Origin of the sequence: Kribbella sp. NPDC051952 (assembly GCF_040680855.1) — a bacterium.
GTDB lineage: Bacteria > Actinomycetota > Actinomycetes > Propionibacteriales > Kribbellaceae > Kribbella.
Map to the genome: position 1 here is coordinate 123,441 of NZ_JBFAXQ010000009.1, position 17,380 is coordinate 140,820.

Below are 17,380 nucleotides of genomic sequence, written 5' to 3' on the forward strand. Positions count from 1 at the left end.
GCCGCGGGCGGGCGGGCCTGCGCCAGACGCGATGAGCTGTCAAAATATGCACAGGTAACGGCCTACGCGGACCCAATGTTACGGGACAATCACTCTCCGAGTTCGTAGATCCGGACCATCCCGGCGCTGTGTCGCAGCTCGGCGAGCCGGTCCAACGCGGGTGATACGGGACCGTTGCGGGTGTCGGCGTACAACCAGCGAACGCCGTACTCGTCGTGCAGTCGGTGCAGGACCTCAGGAGTCGGCGCGACGAGGGCCTGGCTGGTGAGCGCGACCCGGTCGGGCCAGGGCGACGGCTGCTCGGTGTAGCGGCGGCCGCCGACGCCTTGCGCGGCCATGGCTTGATTCGTGTACGCCCAGCCTTCGATCAGGGTCCGGCGACCGGCGATGCCGCTGACGAGATACCCGCGCGCGTCACACCCCGGCGCCACCTTGCCGGCCGGACGGCACCAGGTATTGGTCGCGACCACATCGGTCGGCGCGGAGTTCTGCCCGAGCCAGAGCGCGGCAGACGTCTCATCCGGAAACACCCGCCACTGCGGCGCCCGGTACGTCGGCGACTTCTCGGTGTCCCCATGCAGCGCGCTCTGTGCGAACGAGCTGATCGGTGCGGTCGCCAGCAGAATCAGTACGACGAGCAGCCCCCCACCGGCTTGCCGGAAGAACAGCCGCCACACGACCAGCAGCACGATCGTGAACGCCAGGACCACCAACAGCAGGCGGGTGCTCAGCCAGAGGTGCCGGGTCGGCGGACCGGCCGGCACGCCCTTCGCCCAGACCAGCAGGGCGGCGTAGAGCACGGACAATCCGAGTGCGACCGCGGCAATCGGGATCGGTCGTCCCGCGGCTCGGGCGCTGGTCGCCGCGAACCAGCCCGCACCCGCCAAGCTGAACGGCGCAGCGGTGTAGATGAAGTAGGACTCGCTGACGGACGGATGATCGACCAGCAGGTATCCCAGCCAGCCCGCGATCATCACGCCGAGCAGGAACCAGGCGATCGGATCCCGGCGTCCGACGACTCCGAAGCCGGCCCACGCCATCGCCTGCAAGGTGAGCAGCAGACCGAGCAGCAGCGCCAACGTCCCGATCACGGCACCGTGCGCCAGCGCCGGCAGAATCAGACCACCCGCCCCCGGCGGCGTCGAGTCACCGGTCGCGGCGGAGTAGACGGGCAGCGACTTCAGCACCGCCAGCAACTGCACCCTCGAGCCATTGGTGCTACCGGCAACAGTCAGGATCGTCCCGACGCCCACCGCGACCAGCACAGCTCCAGCGATGATGACCCGTCGCGACACCCGCCGAGTCGTCACCAGCAGATACACAGCTGCCAACGCGACTCCCGCGACCAGGAGCGGCAACACTGTTGGCTTCGACCCGCCGCCCACGATCGCAACCGGCACGACCACCAGCCAGGCAGTGCTACGCGCGCCGGCGAACAACAGCTCGATCAGGACCACCGCAACCGTCACGGCCGCAACCATCCCGAACGTCTGCGACGGACTGAGGAAGCTGACCGGCGCCGTCAGATTCACACTCGTGTCGACGAACAGATAGACCTGCGGCGCCGCCAACGCGAGCGCCGCGAGTACGCCGGTCCACCACGTGCGGCTCACGATCCGGGCCAACGTCGCACACACGAGCAGTACGACGACCAGCCACGGCAGCAACCACAGCCGGAACAGCACGACCACCGGTGTCAGCCGGGTGATGTCCACAGCCCCGGCCATGTCCGCATTCGCGAACCAGTGATAGTCCAGCCGCTCCCCCGCCACCTGCGGCATCTCCGGCGGCACCGATCGGGTCAGCTCGTTCACCATCGACAGGTGATACAGCAGGTCCGGATAGTACGCCGTACCGTCCGGTGGCATCGGGTGGTACGCGAAGACGCCGACGCAGGTCGCGCCCACCATGACCGCGGCCGACACGGCCAGACCCCAGGTCCATGCCACCGGCAACGGTTTCGGGTCGGCGATGCGCCAGTACTTGCGTCCTGCGATCGCGAACGCGATGAGCACCAGCGCGGGCCAGACGATCAACCAGCGTTGCCAACCGAGGGCGGTGAAGATCGCCCAGCCGATCAGCTGCCAGGTCGCGCCGACGACCGAGCCGAGGCCGAGGTCCTCGGCCCAGTTGCCGGTACTACGCCAGGCCGCGCGGAGCAGCAGGGTGCCCGGGAGGGCGATCGCCAGCACGAAGTAGCCGCCGTACTTGATGATCGGGCCAGGGCCGACGTCGACCGTGGCGAGCCCGGCGACCGCCGCCAGCAGAGGCAGCAGCCACGGGAGCAACCGCCTCATCTCTGGTGGACCGGTTCCTGGTGCCCTTGGTCTTCGAGGCTGTCGTAACCGACGAGAAACTGCGGCCGGCGCTGACTCGATTGGAAGAGCCGGGCGACGTACTCACCGAGCACCCCGAGGCAGAGCAGCTGGATCGCGCCGATCACGCTCACCGCGATGACGGTCGACGTCCAGCCCGGGATGCTGCGGCCGGCCAGCTTGATCACCAGCGCGCCGACCACGAAGAACCCGGACATCACGCCGCCGAGCAGCCCGAGCCAGGTCGCCAGCCGCAGCGGCGCGGCCGAGAACGCGGTCACACTGTCGAACGCGAGCCGGAGCATCTTGGACAGGTTGTACTTCGTGGTCCCGGCGGCTCGCTCGGCGCGGACGTACTTCACTTCCGTGCTCGGGAACCCGAGCCACGGGATCACCAACCGGAAGACGCGGCCGTCCTCCGGCAACGCGTTGACCGCGTCGACCACGCGCCGCGAGACCAACCGGAAGTCGGCGGCGTCGAACGGGATGTCCTTGCCGACCAGGCGGCACATCAGCCGGTAGTACAGCCGGGCCGACGTTCGCTTCGGCCATGAATCACTCGACCGATCCGAGCGAACGCCATACACGACGTCGACGTCGCGCTCGCGCACGGTCTGGAGGAATTCGGCGATCACCTCGGGCGGGTCCTGGAGGTCGGCGTCGATCGTGACGACGTACCGGCCGCGGGCGCGGCGGAAGCCGGCCGACTGGGCCGCCTGGTGGCCGCTGTTGCGCAGCAGCCGGACGACGCGGAGCTGCGGCCAGTCCGTGGCCGCGTCGAGCAGCAGGGCGGCGGTCTTGTCCCGGCTGCCGTCGTCGACGACGAGCAACTCGTAGGAGATGCCGAGGCTGTCGAGCAGCGGATGCATCCGGTCGAAGAAGATCGGCAGCACGTCTTCTTCGTCGTACATCGGTACGACGACGGAGAGCTCGGGCATCGGCTGCGGACCTTCCGGTTCAGTGATCAAGGGTTGACCATACCGATCAGGTCGGCGGGGAGACCGCCACGGCACCGGTGCGGCGGGGGTCTCCGACCGCGATCAGGCCGTCGGCCGGGTCCCAGAACGCGGCCGCGACACCGCCGAAGTACATCGAGTGCGGCGGCATCGGCCGGGTCGGCAGCGAGGTCGCACCGGCCACCTCCTCCAGGTCGTCCTCGTAGTCGACGACCACGTCCTGGCGGACCCGGACGTGCAGCCGCGGGTGGTCGATCGCCTCACGCAGCGGCAGCCCACCGTGCGTGTAGAGCGCGTAAACCTGGGCCAGCGCGGTCGGGATCCGGTCCGAACCGGGTGAGCTGATCGCGAGCACAGCGCCATCGCTCTCGCGGCGGGCGACGCTCGGCGCCATGTTCGAGGTGAGTCGCGTCCCCGGCGCCAGGCTGTGCGGACCGCCGTGCAGCAGCTCCTGCTCCCCGAGCGCGTTGTTGAGCCAGATGCCCGTCCCCGGGGCGAGTACGCCGGAGCCGTACCCGGACGACACGGTGATCGCGCACGCGTCGCCCTCGTCGTCGACCACCGAGACAGTTGCCGTGCTGGGTGACGTCAACGCCCGCAGATCACCAGCCGAAGCGAGGTCCAGCAGCTTCTTGCCCTCCAGCTGCCGCTGATCCTCCCCGTCCAACTCGGCCAGCCGCTGCCCCAGTACGGCGTGCTGCACGTCGACCAGCCGCTCGAGCTCGGACGGCCGCCAACTACCGTCCGCGGGCACACCGTCGAGCAACGCCAGCATCGCCGCGACCGCGACGCCACCGACGGCCGGCGGCGGGTTGGTCGCGAGACGCCACCCGTTCTGCTTGACGATCAGGGCCGGGCGTACGACGGCCTCGTACGCGGCCAGGTCCTCCGCAGTGAGGATGCCTTCGTTCTCAGCCATATCGCGGATGAGCAGCTGGGCGAGCTCGCCGGTGTACAGAGTCTCGGCGCCGTCGCGGGCGATCAGCTCGAGCGCCTCGGCCAGCTCGGGGATCACGACCGTGGTGCCGGCCTTGATCACCTCGCCGTCCTCGGAGTGCACGACACCGTGGCTCGGCTGATGCCAGCCGAAGATGATCTCGTGGGTGAAGCCGAGGTAGTAGCCGGAGGTGCGGCTCAGCGGGAAGCCGTCACGGGCGACGTCGATCGCGGGCTGGACGACCTCGTGCCACGGCGCCTTGCCGGATCGGCGGTGGGCCAGGTCGAGCGCCTTCATCCCGCCCGGCGTGGCCACGGACCCGTGGCCGACGGTGGTCGTCGTACCGCCGCCGTAGTCGGTCGTGATGTCCCAGACACCTCGGCCGAAGCGGTCTGTGGGCAGGCCTCGGCCGGGCATCTCGACCCAGCCGTCGATGGTGACCGCGTCGCCACCCGCCACCTGCAGGGTGACGAAGCCGCCCGAGGCCGGTGAGACCACGCCGATCTCGTTCACCATCGTCACCAGGGTGGCCGCGATCGCCGCGTCCACCGCGTTCCCACCTTCGGCGGCGACCCGGACGCCGGCCTCGGCCGCGGCCGCGTTCGGCGCCGCGACCGCAACCCGCGGGTGACCGCCGCTCATCGCGTCGGCCCGTCAGTGCGTGGCGCCCGGCCCCGCCTCATGGGAATCAGCCGACCCGTTGGACGGCGCCGAAGCGATCGACCGCGACCTGGACCGCGGCCTGCCGCGCGTCGGCAACCTCGTTCTCCTTCAGGGTTCGATCCGGCGCCCGGAACCTGAGCGCGAACGCGAGCGACTTCTTCCCCTCGCCGATCTGCTCGCCGGTGTAGAGGTCGAAGAGCCGGACCGACTCGAGCAGCGCGCCCGCGCCCTCGGCCAGCGCCGCCTGCACGTCCGCCGCGGCCACGTCGGCCGGGACGATCAGCGCCACATCCTCCTTGGCCACCGGGTACGACGAGAACGGCTCGGCCGACACCGACGCCGGACCGGCCGCGATCAACGCACCCAGGTCGAGCTCGACCGCACTCGACCGGGCCGGCAGACCGAACGCCTGGCAGACCTTCGGATGCAGCTCACCGGCATGCCCGACGGACTTGCCGTCGACGAAGAACTCCGCACACCGGCCCGGGTGCCACGGCGCGAGCTCGGCGTTCTGCACGACCGGCTCGACGCTGACAGCAGACGCGATCGTCCGGGCGAGCTGAACGGCATCCGCCCAGCCGACCGGACGGCCCTTGCCCCACCAACCGGTTGGGGTGAGTGACCCGGTCAGCACGACTCCGATGTGGAGCGGCTGCTCGGGCAGAGCGTCGTACAAGGACTTGAGCTCGGCCTCGCTCGGGCGCTGCGCGACCGACGGCAACGGCGCGGGCTTCGTTTCCGGCTTGGGCTTGAAGACCAGGCCGGTCTGGAAGATCGCGAGGTCGCCGGAGCCGCGGCCGACGTTGCGCTCGGCGGTCCGGAGCAGGGTCGCGAGCAGCGTGGTCTGCATCGACGGCTCTTCGTCGGACAAGGGGTTGACCAACTTGACCGTCGTACGGCGGGAGTCGTCGGCCGGGATGCCCATCGCGTCGAAGTCGGCCTCGCCTGTGAACGGGTACGACACGACCTCGGTGAGGCCCGCGCCGACCAGCGCGGTCGCGACCCGGCGGCGGCGCCGCTGCGACACCGTCAGACCCTGACCACCAGGCGCAGGCGGCAGGACCGACGGCACGTTGTCGAACCCGAAGAGCCGAATCGCCTCTTCGGCAAAGTCATTGGGATCCCGCAAATCCGGCCGCCACGAAGGCGGAGTCACGGTCAGCAGGTCGTCCCCACCGGCAACCAGGGCCGCCGCGTGTGCGCCGGCAGCCAACGGCGCCGGAGTCGCTTCCGCCACGGCTGGGTCAACCGAGCAGCCGACCGACTCGAGGTGGCGGACGGTCTCCTCGATGGAGATCGGGGCGCCGGCGACGCGGGCTGCGTGGTCGGCGCGGATCGTGACCGGCTCGGGCAGGCTGTGGGTGTCGACGACGGTCTCGTCCGGCTGGATCGTGCCGCCGGCCAGCTCGGCCAGCAGATCAGCGACCCGCTGCGCGGCGTACCGCGGCAGCAGCGGGTCGACCTCACGCTCGAACCGCCGGGACGCCTCCGACGACAGTTTGTGCCGGCGCGACGCCCGCGCGATCACGATCGGGTCGAAGTGCGCGGCCTCGATCACCACGGTGCTGGTCGAGTCGGAGATCTCGGTGGACGCGCCACCCATCACGCCGGCCACGCCGATCGGCCCGGAGTCGTCGGTGATCAGCAGGTCCTCGGCGTCCAGCTCACGGGTCTGGTCGTCCAGCGTCACCAGCTTCTCGCCGGAGTTCGCCCGCCGGACCACGATCTCGCCGCTCAGCCGGTCCTTGTCGTACCCGTGGATCGGCTGACCGAGCTCGAGCATCACGTAGTTGGTGACGTCGACCCCGATCGAGATCGGCCGCATCCCGGTCGCGAGCAGCCGCTTCTGCAGCCACCGCGGCGACAACGCCTTCGGGTCGATCCCGGTCACCGTCCGGGTCACGAACACACTGCAGGCCTCGGAGTCATCCACCCGCACCGGGTACCCACCCGCACCGGATCCGGTCAGCGAAAGATCCGCCGGGTCCTTCAGGGCAACGCCGTACGCCGTCGCCGCCTCGCGCGCGACCCCACGGATCGAGAGGCAGTACCCACGGTCCGGCGTGACCGCGATGTCGAGTACGTCGTCGCTCAACGACAGCAGCTCGATCGCGTCATCGCCCACCTCGGCCTCACCCGGCTCCAGTACGACGATGCCGTGCGTACCGTCGTCACCGAGGCCGAGCTCCGTGCTGGAGCAGATCATGCCGCTGGAGACATGGCCGTACGTCTTGCGCGCGGAGATCGCGAACCCACCGGGCAGCACCGCACCCGGCAGTACGACGACCACGAGATCACCGATCTCGAAGTTGTGCGCACCGCAGACGACCCACTGCGGCTCGTCCTTGCCGATGTCGAGCGAGCACCAGCGGATGGTCTTGCCGTTCTTCTGCGGCTCGTTCTCGTACGTGAGCACCTTGCCGACCACGAGCGGGCCCTTGAGGTCCGACTCCTCGACGGTCTCGACCTCGAGGCCGGCCCGGATCAGCTTCTCCCCGACGTCGCGGCCGGTGACTCCGGCCGGGAGGTCGACGTACTCACGAAGCCATGACAGTGGGACCCGCATCAGATCTCCATCCCGAACTGGCGGCTGAACCGCACATCACCCTCGACCATGTCCCGCATGTCCTCGACGCCGTTGCGGAACATCAGCGTCCGCTCCAGCCCCATCCCGAACGCGAAGCCCGAGTAGCGGTCGGTGTCGATGCCGCAGGCCTGCAGGACGCGCGGGTTGACCACGCCGCAGCCGCCCCACTCGATCCAGCCCTCACTGCCACAGGTGCGGCACGGGCGGTCCGGGTTGCCGACGGATGCGCCGCGGCAGACGAAGCACTTCAGGTCCACCTCGGCCGACGGCTCGGTGAACGGGAAGAAGTTCGGCCGCAGGCGTGCTTCCAGGCCCTCGCCGAACATCGAGACGACGAAGTGGTCGAGCGTGCCCTTCAGGTGCGCGAGCGTGATGCCCTCGTCCACGACCAGGCCCTCGACCTGGTAGAAGACCGGCGTGTGGGTCGCGTCCAGCTCGTCGGTGCGGAACACGCGGCCCGGGCAGATCACGTAGATCGGTGGCTTCCGGGTCAGCATCGAGCGGGCCTGCACCGGAGAGGTGTGGGTCCGCAGCACCTTGCCGGAGCCGGCCGGCTCGACGAAGAACGTGTCCTGCATCTGCCGGGCCGGGTGGTCGGGCTGGAAGTTCAGGGCGTCGAAGTTCAGCCACTCGGCCTCCACCTCGGGGCCTTCGGCGACGTCCCAGCCGAGCGCGGTGAAGACGTCCGCGACCTGGTCGGAGATCAGCGAGAGCGGGTGCCGCGCGCCGAGCTCGGGGGTGTGCCACGGCAGCGTCACGTCGACGCGCTCGGTGGCCAGCATCCGCTCCTCGTGCTCGGCCTCGAGCACGGCGAGGCGGCCGGCGAAGGCCTCGTTGATCGCCTTCCGGGCCGCGCCGATCCGCTGACCGGCCTCCTTGCGGCCCTGCGGCGGCAGCGCGCCGATCTCCCGGTTCGCCAGCGCGATCGGCGACTTCTCCCCGAGGTGCGTGACCTTCGCTTCCTGCAGGGCAGCCAGATCGGCCGCCCCGGTAAACGCCTTCAGCGCCTCGTCGCGGCTCCGCTCCACCTCTTCGGCATGCAGCGGCGTCACTTCGACCGGGTCGTAATCAGTGTTGGGACCGGACATGGCTCGCTCTCGGGGTTTTGGAACTTCTGCGGATTGCAGTCTAGAAACCAGAACCCCAAGAGCGTGAATCGGTGTCCACAAGCCTGTGGATTCAGCCGGCCGAGTCGTCCCCGGCCGAGACCAGGTCCGCCGCGTCCGCCTTGGCCTGTCGGCGAGGCAGCACGACCAATGCAACCACCGCACCAGCTACCGCACCGACGGCGCCAACAGTCATCGCGATCGACATCGCATCCACGAATGCGGTGCGGGCCGCAGGCATGAAGTCAGGACCGAGAGCCAGGGTGTCCGCGATGGACTTGCGGGCCTGTTCAGGCACCGAGTCCGGCAGCGCGGACGAATACGCCCCAGCCAGCACACTCCCCAGTACGGCCACCGACAACGCAGCCCCGGTCTGCTGGACGGTGTCGTTCATCGCGGAACCAACCCCGCGATGATCCGCCGGCACAGACTGCATGAGCAGCGTGTACGCCGCGGGTCCGGCCAGTCCACCACCGACGCCCATCACGAGCAGGCCGATGATCAGCAGGCCGTAACCACTCGAGTCGGAGACCTGGGACATGATCCCGAAGCTCACGGCGATGATCGCCAGTCCGAGCGAGATCAGGCTCCGGTCCGCCATCTTCTTGCCCAGCGTCGCGCCCAATCCGTTGAACACGGTCGCGGCCACGGCGTACGGGATCAACGCCAGGCCGGCCTTCAACGGCGTGTACCCGAGCACGAACTGCAGGTACTGCGTCAACGCGAGCAGCAACCCACCGGCGGTAAACGACAGCAGCACGATCGAGAAGCTGGTCCCACTGAAGTTCCGGTCCCGGAACAGCGCGAGCGGCACCATCGGATGCTCACTTCGCTTCTCCCACAGGGCGAATCCGGTCAGCGCCACCACCCCGACGGCCAGCCCGCCGAGCACCTTGGCAGAGCCGAACCCGTCGGCCGGGATCGAGATGATCGCCCACACGATCGCCGCCATACCGACGATCGAGAGCACCGCACCGGCCGGGTCGACATCGCGCGCCGGGCCCTTCGACTCCGGGATCAGGGCCACCGTCCCGATGATCGCCAGTACCGCGATCGGCACGTTGATCAGGAAGATCGAGCCCCACCAGAAGTGGTTCAGCAGTACGCCGCCAACGGTCGGGCCGGCCACGACACCGACCATCGCGACCATCGACCAGCCGGCCATCGCCTTGCGCTGCTCCTCCGGCGGGAACACCGTGAACAGCAGCGACAGCGTGCTCGGCATCAGCAGCGAGCCGCCGACACCCATCAGCCCGCGGCAGGCGATCAGCTGCCAGGGCGTCTCGGCCATCGTCGCCAGCAAGGACGCGGCCCCGAACAGGACCAGCCCGATCAGCAGCATCTTCCGCCGGCCGAACCGGTCGGACAGGCTGCCCGCGGTCAGCAGCAGTCCGGCGAACGCCAGGATGTAGGCGTCGATCACCCACTGGATGTCCTGGGGCGTCGCATCCAGGTCCCGCATCAGTGACGGGATGGCCAGGTTGAGGACGGTGTTGTCGACGACGAGCACCATCACGGCCAGGCACAGGATCAGCAGAATCCACCAGCGTCGCGGATGACCGGTCGCTGTGGAGGTGTCAGCAGACTCGAACGGTGTACTAGTCACTCGCACACTGTACGACAAGACTCGCACAGTGTTCCAGTGCATTGGCTAAGATGGCGTCATGAAGGAATCGGTCTGGACCCGGCAGCGCGCCACGGCACCGGCTCGCGAGACGCTCACCAGGGACCAGATCGTGAAGGTCGCGATGGAGACCCTCGATGCGGACGGCCTGGCCGGACTGAGCATGCGGAAGCTGGCCGCCAAGCTCGGTTCGGGCGCGACCAGCCTCTACTGGCACGTGCCGACGAAGGACGACCTGATCGACCTGCTGATCGACGAGATCTGGGGCGAGATCGACGTACCCGAACCGGAGCTGGCCGGGTGGCGCAGCGGTGCCCTGTTGTTCGGGCACAGCCTGCGTTCCGCCGTACTGCGGCATCCTTGGCTGCCCGAGGTCATGTACACGCGGCCGAGCGTCGGGCCGAACGCGATGGGCCTGGGCTCGCGCGGTCTGGTGCTGTTCGGTGCCGCCGGTTTCTCCGAGCACGATGTCGATCTCGCGATGAGCAGCGTGATGTCGTACGTGCTCGGCACCGTCAGCGCCGAGGTCGCCACCCGCGAGATGGTCCGGCGGTCGGGTCAGTCGATGGACGAGTGGGCCGAGGGGATGCTGAGCCAGGCGGAGGCCATCGCCACCGACTACCCCGAGATGCAGGCGTCGGTCCGGCGCCGGACCCGGCAGGACCTGGACGCGGCGCTGACCCAGACCTTCGTGTTCGGGCTGGACGCCCTGCTCGACGGGCTCCAGGCCCGCGTCAAGAAGTGAGTCCGAACCACGGTTCTTTGGCGAGCTCGGTCAGCAGCACCTCGCGGTCGCCGTCGCCGGCAACCTGCTGCGTGAGCTCCTCGGCCCGGTGCCGCTCAGCCAGCGCCTGATCGCGGGAGCCGGTCGCCGCGAGCGCACGGCCGAGCGCCTCCCGCGCGAACGGCTCGTCCCAGTCAGCCATCTGATCCGGGTGGTCCTGGACCAGTTGCAGACACCGCTTGGCGTGCTGCAGCCCGAGCTCGGCCCGACCGATCCGGAGGGCGACCCGGGCGATCAGGTGCTCGGCGCGTGCGTGGTTCGCTTCGTTGCCGGCTTCGAGCCAGTGCAGGCAGGCGGCGTACGCGCCGTACAGGACGCGTTCCTGGTCGAGGAGTGGGCTGGTCTCGTCGATCTGCTCGAGGAGGTCCCAGGTCTCGTTGTTGAGCTCGACACCGAAGTACCTGTGCAGTTCGCGGCCCTCGACCAGCTCGGTGGCTACCTTCTCCATCAGCTCGCCCCAACTGGCCAGGCCGTACTCGCGGGCGATCGTCAGCTGCGCATCCCGGAGAGTGAAGTTCTCCGGGTCGCGGTGCTGCTCCCGGATCCGCTCGATCGCATCCGGCCGGCCTTTGACGACGGCCTTGCGGAGGTCCTTGGCCTGGGCGCGCAACTGGCTGAGGCTGGCTTTGGCAGGCAGGGGTGTGGTCGACATCGACAGTCCTTCCAGGGCAGCCCGCTCCGCTGAACCAGGCCGTCCCGAAGGGGTCACCGGCCAATTGTGGGTCTTGCAGTTGTCCCAGGTGCACTCGGTGCTTGCCGCGGAGAGGAGGCGCCCTGGCGCGCGCTGGCTCTAAATTGACACGCCGCCGGTGCGGCCGTCAACGCCGTTGCGACCGGGCGGAGGCGTAGAGGCAGATCGCCGCGGCGGTGGCGAGGTTGAGGGATTCGGCGCGGCCGTAGATCGGGACCTTGACCGACTGGTCGACGATCGCGTCGATGCCGTCCGGGAGGCCGTGGGCCTCGTTGCCGAAGAGCCAGACCGTGGGCTTGGCGAGCGTGCCGTCATCGATACACGTGTCGAGGTCGGTCGCGCCGTACCCATCGGCTGCGAGCACCTGCAGGCCTTGATCCCGCCAGGCCTTGGCGGCCGCGGCGATGTCCACATCGACGACGACGGGTACATGGAAGATGCTGCCCACGCTGGCCCGGACCGCCTTCGGATTATGTGGATCCACGGACTCGGACGACAGTACGACGGCATCCGCACCGGCGGCGTCCGCCGTACGAATCAGGGTGCCGACGTTGCCGGGGTCACGGACCTGAACGCCTGCGGCCACCAGCTTGGTGGTGGGTCCGAGTGCCAGCGGCACGTCGACGAGTGAGCAGACGGCGACGACGCCTTGGGAGGTGACGGTCTCACTGAGGGCCTCGATGGCCGCGCGGTTGACTTCGAACCACGGCACGTTGGCGCTCGCGGCGAGGTCGTGGAGGTCACGATGGCGCTCGGCGACGGCGGGTTCGGCGTACACCTCGAGGACGAGCTCGCGGTGTTCGAGGGCTTCGCGGACCGCCTGCGGGCCTTCGACCAGGAAGCGGCCGGTTTTGCGCCGGAACGCACGAGTGGCGAGCCGCCGGGCCTGCTTGATCCGCACAGACTGTGCGGTCAGCAGACCAGGGCTCGCCACTTGTAAGTGCTTACTTGCGGGGTGTTGCTCAGGCCGCGGCGTCGGACTTCGGCGCGTTCACGTCGGCCGGGAGGGCGGCCTTGGCCACCTGCACCAGCGCGGAGAACGCGGCCGGGTCGTTGACAGCCATGTCGGCGAGGATCTTGCGGTCGACCTCGACCTCGGCGAGCCGCAGGCCCTGGATGAAGCGGTTGTAGGTCAGGTCCTCGGCCCGGACCGCAGCGTTGATCCGCTGGATCCACAGCTTGCGGAAGTCGCCCTTGCGCGCCTTGCGGTCGCGGTAGGCGTAGACGAGCGAGTGGGTGACCTGCTCCTTGGCCTTGCGGTACAGCCGCGAGCGCTGGCCGCGGTAACCGCTGGCCTGCTCCAGTACGACCCGGCGCTTCTTGTGGGCGTTGACCGCCCGCTTCACGCGTGCCATGAGGTGTTACTCCTTGTATTTCTGCGCCGGAGCCGGACTAGGGCCCACTCGGCGGGGATGTTCGGGGGGTAAGGGTGCTGCTCAGATGCCGAGGAGCTTCTTGGCCTTCTTCGCGAACGACGGCGCGACCTCGACGGTGCCGGACAGGCGACGCTTGCGCTTGGACGACTTCGCCTCGGCGAGGTGGCGGATACCGGTCTGCTCGCGGCGGATCTTGCCCGAGCCCGTGACCCGGACACGCTTCTTCATCCCCGAGTGGGTCTTCATCTTCGGCATGGCTGTTGTGCTCCTGAGATTCTTTTCGTTGACTCGATCTTCGGGTGACCAGCTCCGGCCGACGCTCTCGGCGGCCGGAGCGACACGTCACTCCGGGTCGAGGTTGTCTGCCGGACCCTTCGGCTTCTTCGTCTGGCCGGCGGCGCGCTCGGCCTCGTGTGCCTGCACCTGCTCGGCGCGTTCGACGCGCTCCGCTTCCTGCTCGGCTTCACGCTCGGCCTGCTTCTTCGCCTTCTCGGCTTCCACGTCCACGCGCGCCTCGGACTTCTTCTTGTGCGGTCCGAGCACCATGATCATGTTCCGGCCGTCCTGCCGCGGCGACGACTCGACGAATCCGAGCTCGCTCACGTCCTCGGCCAGCCGCTGCAGCAACCGGAACCCGAGCTCGGGCCGGGACTGCTCGCGCCCACGGAACATAATGGTGATCTTGACCTTGTCACCGGCACGCAGGAACCGTACGACGTGACCCTTCTTGGTCTCGTAGTCGTGCGGGTCGATCTTCGGCCGCAGCTTCATCTCTTTGATGACGGTGTTGGTCTGGTTCCGGCGGGACTCGCGCGCCTTCTGCGCGGTCTCGTACTTGTACTTGCCGAAATCCATCAGCTTGCAGACCGGCGGGCGTGCCGTGGCTGCAACCTCGACCAGGTCGAGATCAGCTTCCTGTGCCAGCCGAAGTGCGTCCTCGATCCGGACGATGCCTACCTGCTCACCGTTCGGTCCGACCAGTCGCACCTCGGGAACGCGGATGCGCTCGTTGACGCGCAGTTCAATGGTGATGGGTCCTCCTGGGTTGTTCTAGTTACTGGTGCCACCTCGTGATCTCCGAAGTCCCCCTGGAAAACACGAAGGCCCTCGTGCGATCACACGAAGGCCCAATTCCCAGATCGACGACGGCTCCTGCGAGCTACGCCGTACGATCGCCTCGATTCTCCGGATGTCCTCCAGAATCTCTCAGCGTGACCGGGACCCGCCGACTCTTCATCGACTGGGTGGGAGGTGGCCCTCCGCTTAGACTTGAACCGTTGGCTCGCCTTGAGTATTCCGCTCAGGGGTCACCATCGGACCAGGTCGGTCGCCGTGTAAGAGTAGCAGCATGACCGATCCAGGTGCCACTTCACCCGATCCACTGTCGACGGTATCGCGCGACATCGCCGACGTACCGAGCGTCGAGATCATCTCCACCGCCGCCCTGCACCTGATGAGCGCCGCCGCCGTCAACCTCGGCCTGGCCGAAGACCTCCCCGACCACAAGGACCTGGACGAAGCCCGCTCCCTGATCGACGCCCTAGCCGGCCTCCTCGACGCCGCTTCCCCTTCCCTGGGCCACCACCACGCCGCCCCCCTCCGAGACGGCCTCCGCTCCCTCCAGCTGGCCTTCCGAGAATCCAGCGAGATCCCCGACGCCCCAGGCGCCGGCCCAGGCGAAAAATACACCGGCCAAGTCCACCCCACCGCCTCCCACAGGTGACTCACACCCAAAGGCAGACATCGACGATCCAACGAAGTACGTTGGGTTGTGTAACACAAAACCTCGTGGCGTTATGTCATACAAAACCATGTTGTGTCGTACACTATTCACATGGCCATCACATAGGCACCCAGCGCAGACAAGCACGGTGTCGATCGTGAAGATGCGCTGCATGCGATAGCACATGCGTACTACGTGGAGGAGGAGTTCGACGAACCACGGCCGCCGGCGACGATTCGACCAACCCTGTTCATCGGTCCACCACGTCAACTCGGCGGCGACCTCCTGGAGGTCATGGTTGAGATCAGTCCGCCTCGCGATGTGCACGTGTTCCACGTGATGGTTGCCCGTTCCAAGCACCTTGAGCGCATGAAGGAGGAACAGTGATGACTCACGACTACGACGCTGCTGCCGAGTGGGCTGAGCACGACATGCAACTGCCCGAGAACTCAAAGACTGCGCTGCGCGGCAAGGCGGCGACCGAGTTCGGACGAGACCTGATCGAGCGTTCCCGCGGCGGGCGGCCATCGATCGATCCCACCGCACCGCCAGGCGAGAAGTCGCCTGTGAGGCAGGTGCGATTTCCGCGTGCACTCGACGCCGACCTGCTTGCCTTCGCCGAGCAAAGCCACACCACTCCGAGCGAAGTGGTAAGGGAAGCGGTGCGCGAATATCTCGAAACTCACCGCATCGCCGGCTGACCGCACCCAGACGCTTCAGGAATGGCCCATGCAGCCCGACGGGCCACCGAGTACGCGGCGCTAGTCCCTTGGTGGCATGGTCGTGAAGAAGTTGAGGATGCCTGCCGGGGCGTCTGGGGCGAAGGAGAGGGCTAGGTTGGCGGCGGATTCGGTGGCGGATTGGTGGGAGCGGGGGAAGAGGGTGGACTCGTAGGACTCGAGGGCGGTCTCGAGGTTGTGGGGGTTGGCTAGGAGGGCTGCGGCTAGGTCTGCGGCGTCTTGTATGGCTAGGTTGGCGCCTTCGCCGGCGAAGGGGGACATGAGGTGGGCGGCGTCGCCTAGGAGGGTGATGCCGGGGACTCGTTTCCATTGGTGGCTGACGGGGAGAGCGTGGATCGGGCGCGGGGTCAGGGCGCCGTCGGACTCGCGGATGAGGCGGAGGAAACGCTCGTCCCAGCCCGGGAACTCGGTCAGCAAGGACTCCTTGGTGATGGGTCTGGTCGACCAGTCCGCGTCCGTACGAAGGGCGGCGTACACATGGAGGCGGTCGGGTTCGCGGTGGGCCAGGAAGCCGCGGCCGTCGCCGAGCGCCATCATGGCGCCCGCGCCGATCAACTCGGCGCTGTCCGGGTGTACGTCGGGATCCCGCAGATCGAACTCCACGAACGAGAGACCCGTGTACGCCGGCATCGCGTCCGAGACGAGCGGTCGAACCTTGGACCAAGCGCCGTCGGCACCGACCAGCAGCTCCGCGGTGAACGTCCTGCCGTCCGCGAGCCGCACCACCCGATCGTCCGAGATCTCGACAACCCTCGAACCCCACCGAATGACACCGTCCGACAGACTGCCGATCAACAGGTCGCGCAGGTCCCGGCGATGCACCTCCGGCCGGCCGCCATCACGGTCATCGTCCGAGTAGCGCAGTACGGCGTCTTGGCCGTAGAGCTTCATCGACTCGCCGCCGGGCATGATGATGCGGAGGAACTCGTCGTACAGGCCGGCTGCCTTCAGTGCGGCTTGGCCGGAGTCCTCGTGGATGTCGAGCATGCCGCCTTGCGTGCGGGCGGTGGGTGACGAGTCGAGCTCGTAGACAGCGGCCTCGATGCCGTTGACGTGCAGTATCCGTGCCAGCGTCAGGCCGCCGAGGCCCGCGCCGATGATCGCGATTGCGTGGTGGGTGGTCATGTCGCATCTCCTTCAGTACGTGGAGTGGCAAGGACTCCGTTGATCAGGACACGGACGCCCCAGGACGATCGCTGCCCGGCACCGCCGAGAAGGTCCTCCCCCAGCGCGGCAATCCGCGGGTGTGTTTCGGGCCGGACCGCGCGCATCGCGGCGGTCATCGCATCCCACTGGTCCGGGTCGTCGCCACCGGCGTGTTCGGCTGCCGTCGCCGTTGCCACCTGCAACAGCAGGTCGAGACCCCAGGACGCCTGTGGCGGTGGCACATCGCCCTCGTCCAGCAGCGCGAGCAGGCCCTCCACCAGCCGGAGATAGTTCTCCCCCGCTGGCCGCGTCGACACCGCGGATCGGGCGAGACTCGGGTACTCGAACAGCACTCGCGTGTACGACGCCAGCACTGCCTCCAACCGGTCGCGCCAATCTCCGTCGGCCTCGACCGGCGACAGGTCGACTGCACCGAGCAGGTCGTCGAGTACGGCGGCGTGCAGCAGGGCCGTGTTGCGGAAGTAGACGTACAGCGAGGCCGGGCCGGTATCGAGCTCCTTCGCGAGTCGCCGCATCGTCACGCGGTCGAGGCCCTCGGTCCGCATGATCTCGACCGCGACTGCCACGATCCCGCGCCGGTTGAGGGGTGCCTTGGCCGGGCGCTCTCGTCGACTCTTCGGTTCTTCCGTCATGCTCTGACGGTAACGAACATGTTCGTTACGAACAAGTTCGTTGGCTGCAATCGTCCTGGATCTATTGACTGTCGATAGA

Annotated in this window: 17 protein-coding genes; 4 read left to right on the forward strand and 13 right to left on the reverse strand. The window is 68.2% G+C overall.

Features of this window, described 5'->3' with window-relative positions; translation table 11 throughout:
- Window positions 1-89: 89 nt before the first annotated feature.
- The 6 genes from AB0L70_RS18820 to AB0L70_RS18845 all read right to left on the reverse strand — a co-directional run bounded on the left by AB0L70_RS18820 (window position 90) and on the right by AB0L70_RS18845 (window position 10,170).
- Window positions 90-2,297 carry a hypothetical protein gene (locus AB0L70_RS18820; RefSeq protein WP_363685604.1) on the reverse strand — a complete coding sequence of 736 codons (2,208 nt, stop codon included), beginning with the start codon at window positions 2,295-2,297 and terminating at the stop codon, window positions 90-92.
- Window positions 2,294-3,283, reverse strand: coding sequence for a glycosyltransferase family 2 protein (locus tag AB0L70_RS18825; RefSeq protein ID WP_363685606.1), 990 nt, complete (start codon window positions 3,281-3,283; stop codon window positions 2,294-2,296). The genes AB0L70_RS18820 and AB0L70_RS18825 overlap by 4 nt, the downstream gene beginning before the upstream one ends.
- A gap of 16 nt (window positions 3,284-3,299) precedes the next feature.
- On the reverse strand, window positions 3,300-4,850 hold the full coding sequence (locus AB0L70_RS18830; protein ID WP_363685608.1) for a gamma-glutamyltransferase: 1,551 nt from the start codon (window positions 4,848-4,850) through the stop codon (window positions 3,300-3,302).
- A 46-nt stretch (window positions 4,851-4,896) separates the two neighbouring features.
- The gene (locus tag AB0L70_RS18835) at window positions 4,897-7,437 is read right to left on the reverse strand and encodes a phenylalanine--tRNA ligase subunit beta (protein ID WP_363685610.1); all 2,541 of its coding nucleotides are present in this window, start codon (window positions 7,435-7,437) and stop codon (window positions 4,897-4,899) included.
- On the reverse strand, window positions 7,437-8,546 hold the full coding sequence (pheS, locus tag AB0L70_RS18840; RefSeq protein ID WP_363685612.1) for a phenylalanine--tRNA ligase subunit alpha: 1,110 nt from the start codon (window positions 8,544-8,546) through the stop codon (window positions 7,437-7,439). The genes AB0L70_RS18835 and pheS overlap by 1 nt, the downstream gene beginning before the upstream one ends.
- Before the next feature lie 91 nt (window positions 8,547-8,637).
- Window positions 8,638-10,170 (reverse strand): MFS transporter, encoded by a 1,533-nt coding sequence (locus AB0L70_RS18845; protein WP_363685614.1) that lies wholly within the window; start codon window positions 10,168-10,170, stop codon window positions 8,638-8,640.
- Between the two features lie 58 nt (window positions 10,171-10,228).
- Between AB0L70_RS18845 and AB0L70_RS18850 the strand changes: the two genes are divergently transcribed.
- On the forward strand, window positions 10,229-10,933 hold the full coding sequence (locus AB0L70_RS18850) for a TetR/AcrR family transcriptional regulator C-terminal domain-containing protein (RefSeq protein WP_363685616.1): 705 nt from the start codon (window positions 10,229-10,231) through the stop codon (window positions 10,931-10,933).
- On the opposite strand, the gene AB0L70_RS18855 is transcribed toward AB0L70_RS18850, so the two are convergent.
- The 5 genes from AB0L70_RS18855 to infC all read right to left on the reverse strand — a co-directional run bounded on the left by AB0L70_RS18855 (window position 10,923) and on the right by infC (window position 14,026).
- Window positions 10,923-11,624: a hypothetical protein gene (locus tag AB0L70_RS18855; protein WP_363685618.1), complete on the reverse strand. Its 702-nt coding sequence runs from the start codon at window positions 11,622-11,624 to the stop codon at window positions 10,923-10,925. The two genes, AB0L70_RS18850 and AB0L70_RS18855, sit on opposite strands and share 11 nt — an antisense overlap.
- A gap of 166 nt (window positions 11,625-11,790) precedes the next feature.
- Window positions 11,791-12,597, reverse strand: coding sequence for an RNA methyltransferase (locus tag AB0L70_RS18860; protein ID WP_363685620.1), 807 nt, complete (start codon window positions 12,595-12,597; stop codon window positions 11,791-11,793).
- 28 nt (window positions 12,598-12,625) lie between these two features.
- On the reverse strand, window positions 12,626-13,018 hold the full coding sequence (gene rplT, locus AB0L70_RS18865; RefSeq protein WP_363685622.1) for a 50S ribosomal protein L20: 393 nt from the start codon (window positions 13,016-13,018) through the stop codon (window positions 12,626-12,628).
- 81 nt (window positions 13,019-13,099) lie between these two features.
- Window positions 13,100-13,294, reverse strand: coding sequence for a 50S ribosomal protein L35 (gene rpmI / locus AB0L70_RS18870; RefSeq protein WP_360159247.1), 195 nt, complete (start codon window positions 13,292-13,294; stop codon window positions 13,100-13,102).
- Window positions 13,295-13,381: 87 nt separating this feature from the next.
- Entirely contained in the window at window positions 13,382-14,026 is a 645-nt protein-coding gene (infC, locus tag AB0L70_RS18875) for a translation initiation factor IF-3 (protein WP_363685625.1), read from the reverse strand.
- A gap of 361 nt (window positions 14,027-14,387) precedes the next feature.
- Between infC and AB0L70_RS18880 the strand changes: the two genes are divergently transcribed.
- The 3 genes from AB0L70_RS18880 (at window position 14,388) to AB0L70_RS18890 (ending at window position 15,463) form a co-directional block, all read left to right on the forward strand.
- A complete protein-coding gene (locus tag AB0L70_RS18880; RefSeq protein WP_363685627.1) occupies window positions 14,388-14,762 on the forward strand; it encodes a DUF1844 domain-containing protein in 375 nt (124 codons plus the stop codon).
- A gap of 195 nt (window positions 14,763-14,957) precedes the next feature.
- Window positions 14,958-15,149 carry a hypothetical protein gene (locus tag AB0L70_RS18885; RefSeq protein ID WP_363685629.1) on the forward strand — a complete coding sequence of 64 codons (192 nt, stop codon included), beginning with the start codon at window positions 14,958-14,960 and terminating at the stop codon, window positions 15,147-15,149.
- Window positions 15,149-15,463: a CopG family transcriptional regulator gene (locus AB0L70_RS18890; protein WP_363685631.1), complete on the forward strand. Its 315-nt coding sequence runs from the start codon at window positions 15,149-15,151 to the stop codon at window positions 15,461-15,463. Before AB0L70_RS18885 ends, AB0L70_RS18890 begins: the two co-directional genes overlap by 1 nt.
- A 60-nt stretch (window positions 15,464-15,523) precedes the next feature.
- Here AB0L70_RS18890 and AB0L70_RS18895 read toward each other — a convergent pair whose 3' ends face one another.
- Both AB0L70_RS18895 and AB0L70_RS18900 read right to left on the reverse strand, forming a co-directional pair.
- Window positions 15,524-16,627 (reverse strand): NAD(P)/FAD-dependent oxidoreductase, encoded by a 1,104-nt coding sequence (locus AB0L70_RS18895; protein ID WP_363685633.1) that lies wholly within the window; start codon window positions 16,625-16,627, stop codon window positions 15,524-15,526.
- Entirely contained in the window at window positions 16,624-17,301 is a 678-nt protein-coding gene (locus tag AB0L70_RS18900) for a TetR/AcrR family transcriptional regulator (RefSeq protein WP_363685635.1), read from the reverse strand. Before AB0L70_RS18900 ends, AB0L70_RS18895 begins: the two co-directional genes overlap by 4 nt.
- Window positions 17,302-17,380 lie beyond the last annotated feature (79 nt).

Coding starts and splice junctions, on each gene's coding strand:
- rplT (WP_363685622.1), bottom strand. CDS start 13,018: ATGGCACGCGTGAAGCGGGCGGTCAACGCCCACAAGAAGCGCCGGGTC.
- AB0L70_RS18850 (WP_363685616.1), top strand. CDS start 10,229: ATGAAGGAATCGGTCTGGACCCGGCAGCGCGCCACGGCACCGGCTCGC.
- AB0L70_RS18900 (WP_363685635.1), bottom strand. CDS start 17,301: ATGACGGAAGAACCGAAGAGTCGACGAGAGCGCCCGGCCAAGGCACCC.
- AB0L70_RS18835 (WP_363685610.1), bottom strand. CDS start 7,437: ATGCGGGTCCCACTGTCATGGCTTCGTGAGTACGTCGACCTCCCGGCC.
- AB0L70_RS18820 (WP_363685604.1), bottom strand. CDS start 2,297: ATGAGGCGGTTGCTCCCGTGGCTGCTGCCTCTGCTGGCGGCGGTCGCC.
- AB0L70_RS18855 (WP_363685618.1), bottom strand. CDS start 11,624: ATGTCGACCACACCCCTGCCTGCCAAAGCCAGCCTCAGCCAGTTGCGC.
- AB0L70_RS18880 (WP_363685627.1), top strand. CDS start 14,388: ATGACCGATCCAGGTGCCACTTCACCCGATCCACTGTCGACGGTATCG.
- AB0L70_RS18890 (WP_363685631.1), top strand. CDS start 15,149: ATGACTCACGACTACGACGCTGCTGCCGAGTGGGCTGAGCACGACATG.
- rpmI (WP_360159247.1), bottom strand. CDS start 13,294: ATGCCGAAGATGAAGACCCACTCGGGGATGAAGAAGCGTGTCCGGGTC.
- AB0L70_RS18895 (WP_363685633.1), bottom strand. CDS start 16,627: ATGACCACCCACCACGCAATCGCGATCATCGGCGCGGGCCTCGGCGGC.
- AB0L70_RS18830 (WP_363685608.1), bottom strand. CDS start 4,850: ATGAGCGGCGGTCACCCGCGGGTTGCGGTCGCGGCGCCGAACGCGGCC.
- pheS (WP_363685612.1), bottom strand. CDS start 8,546: ATGTCCGGTCCCAACACTGATTACGACCCGGTCGAAGTGACGCCGCTG.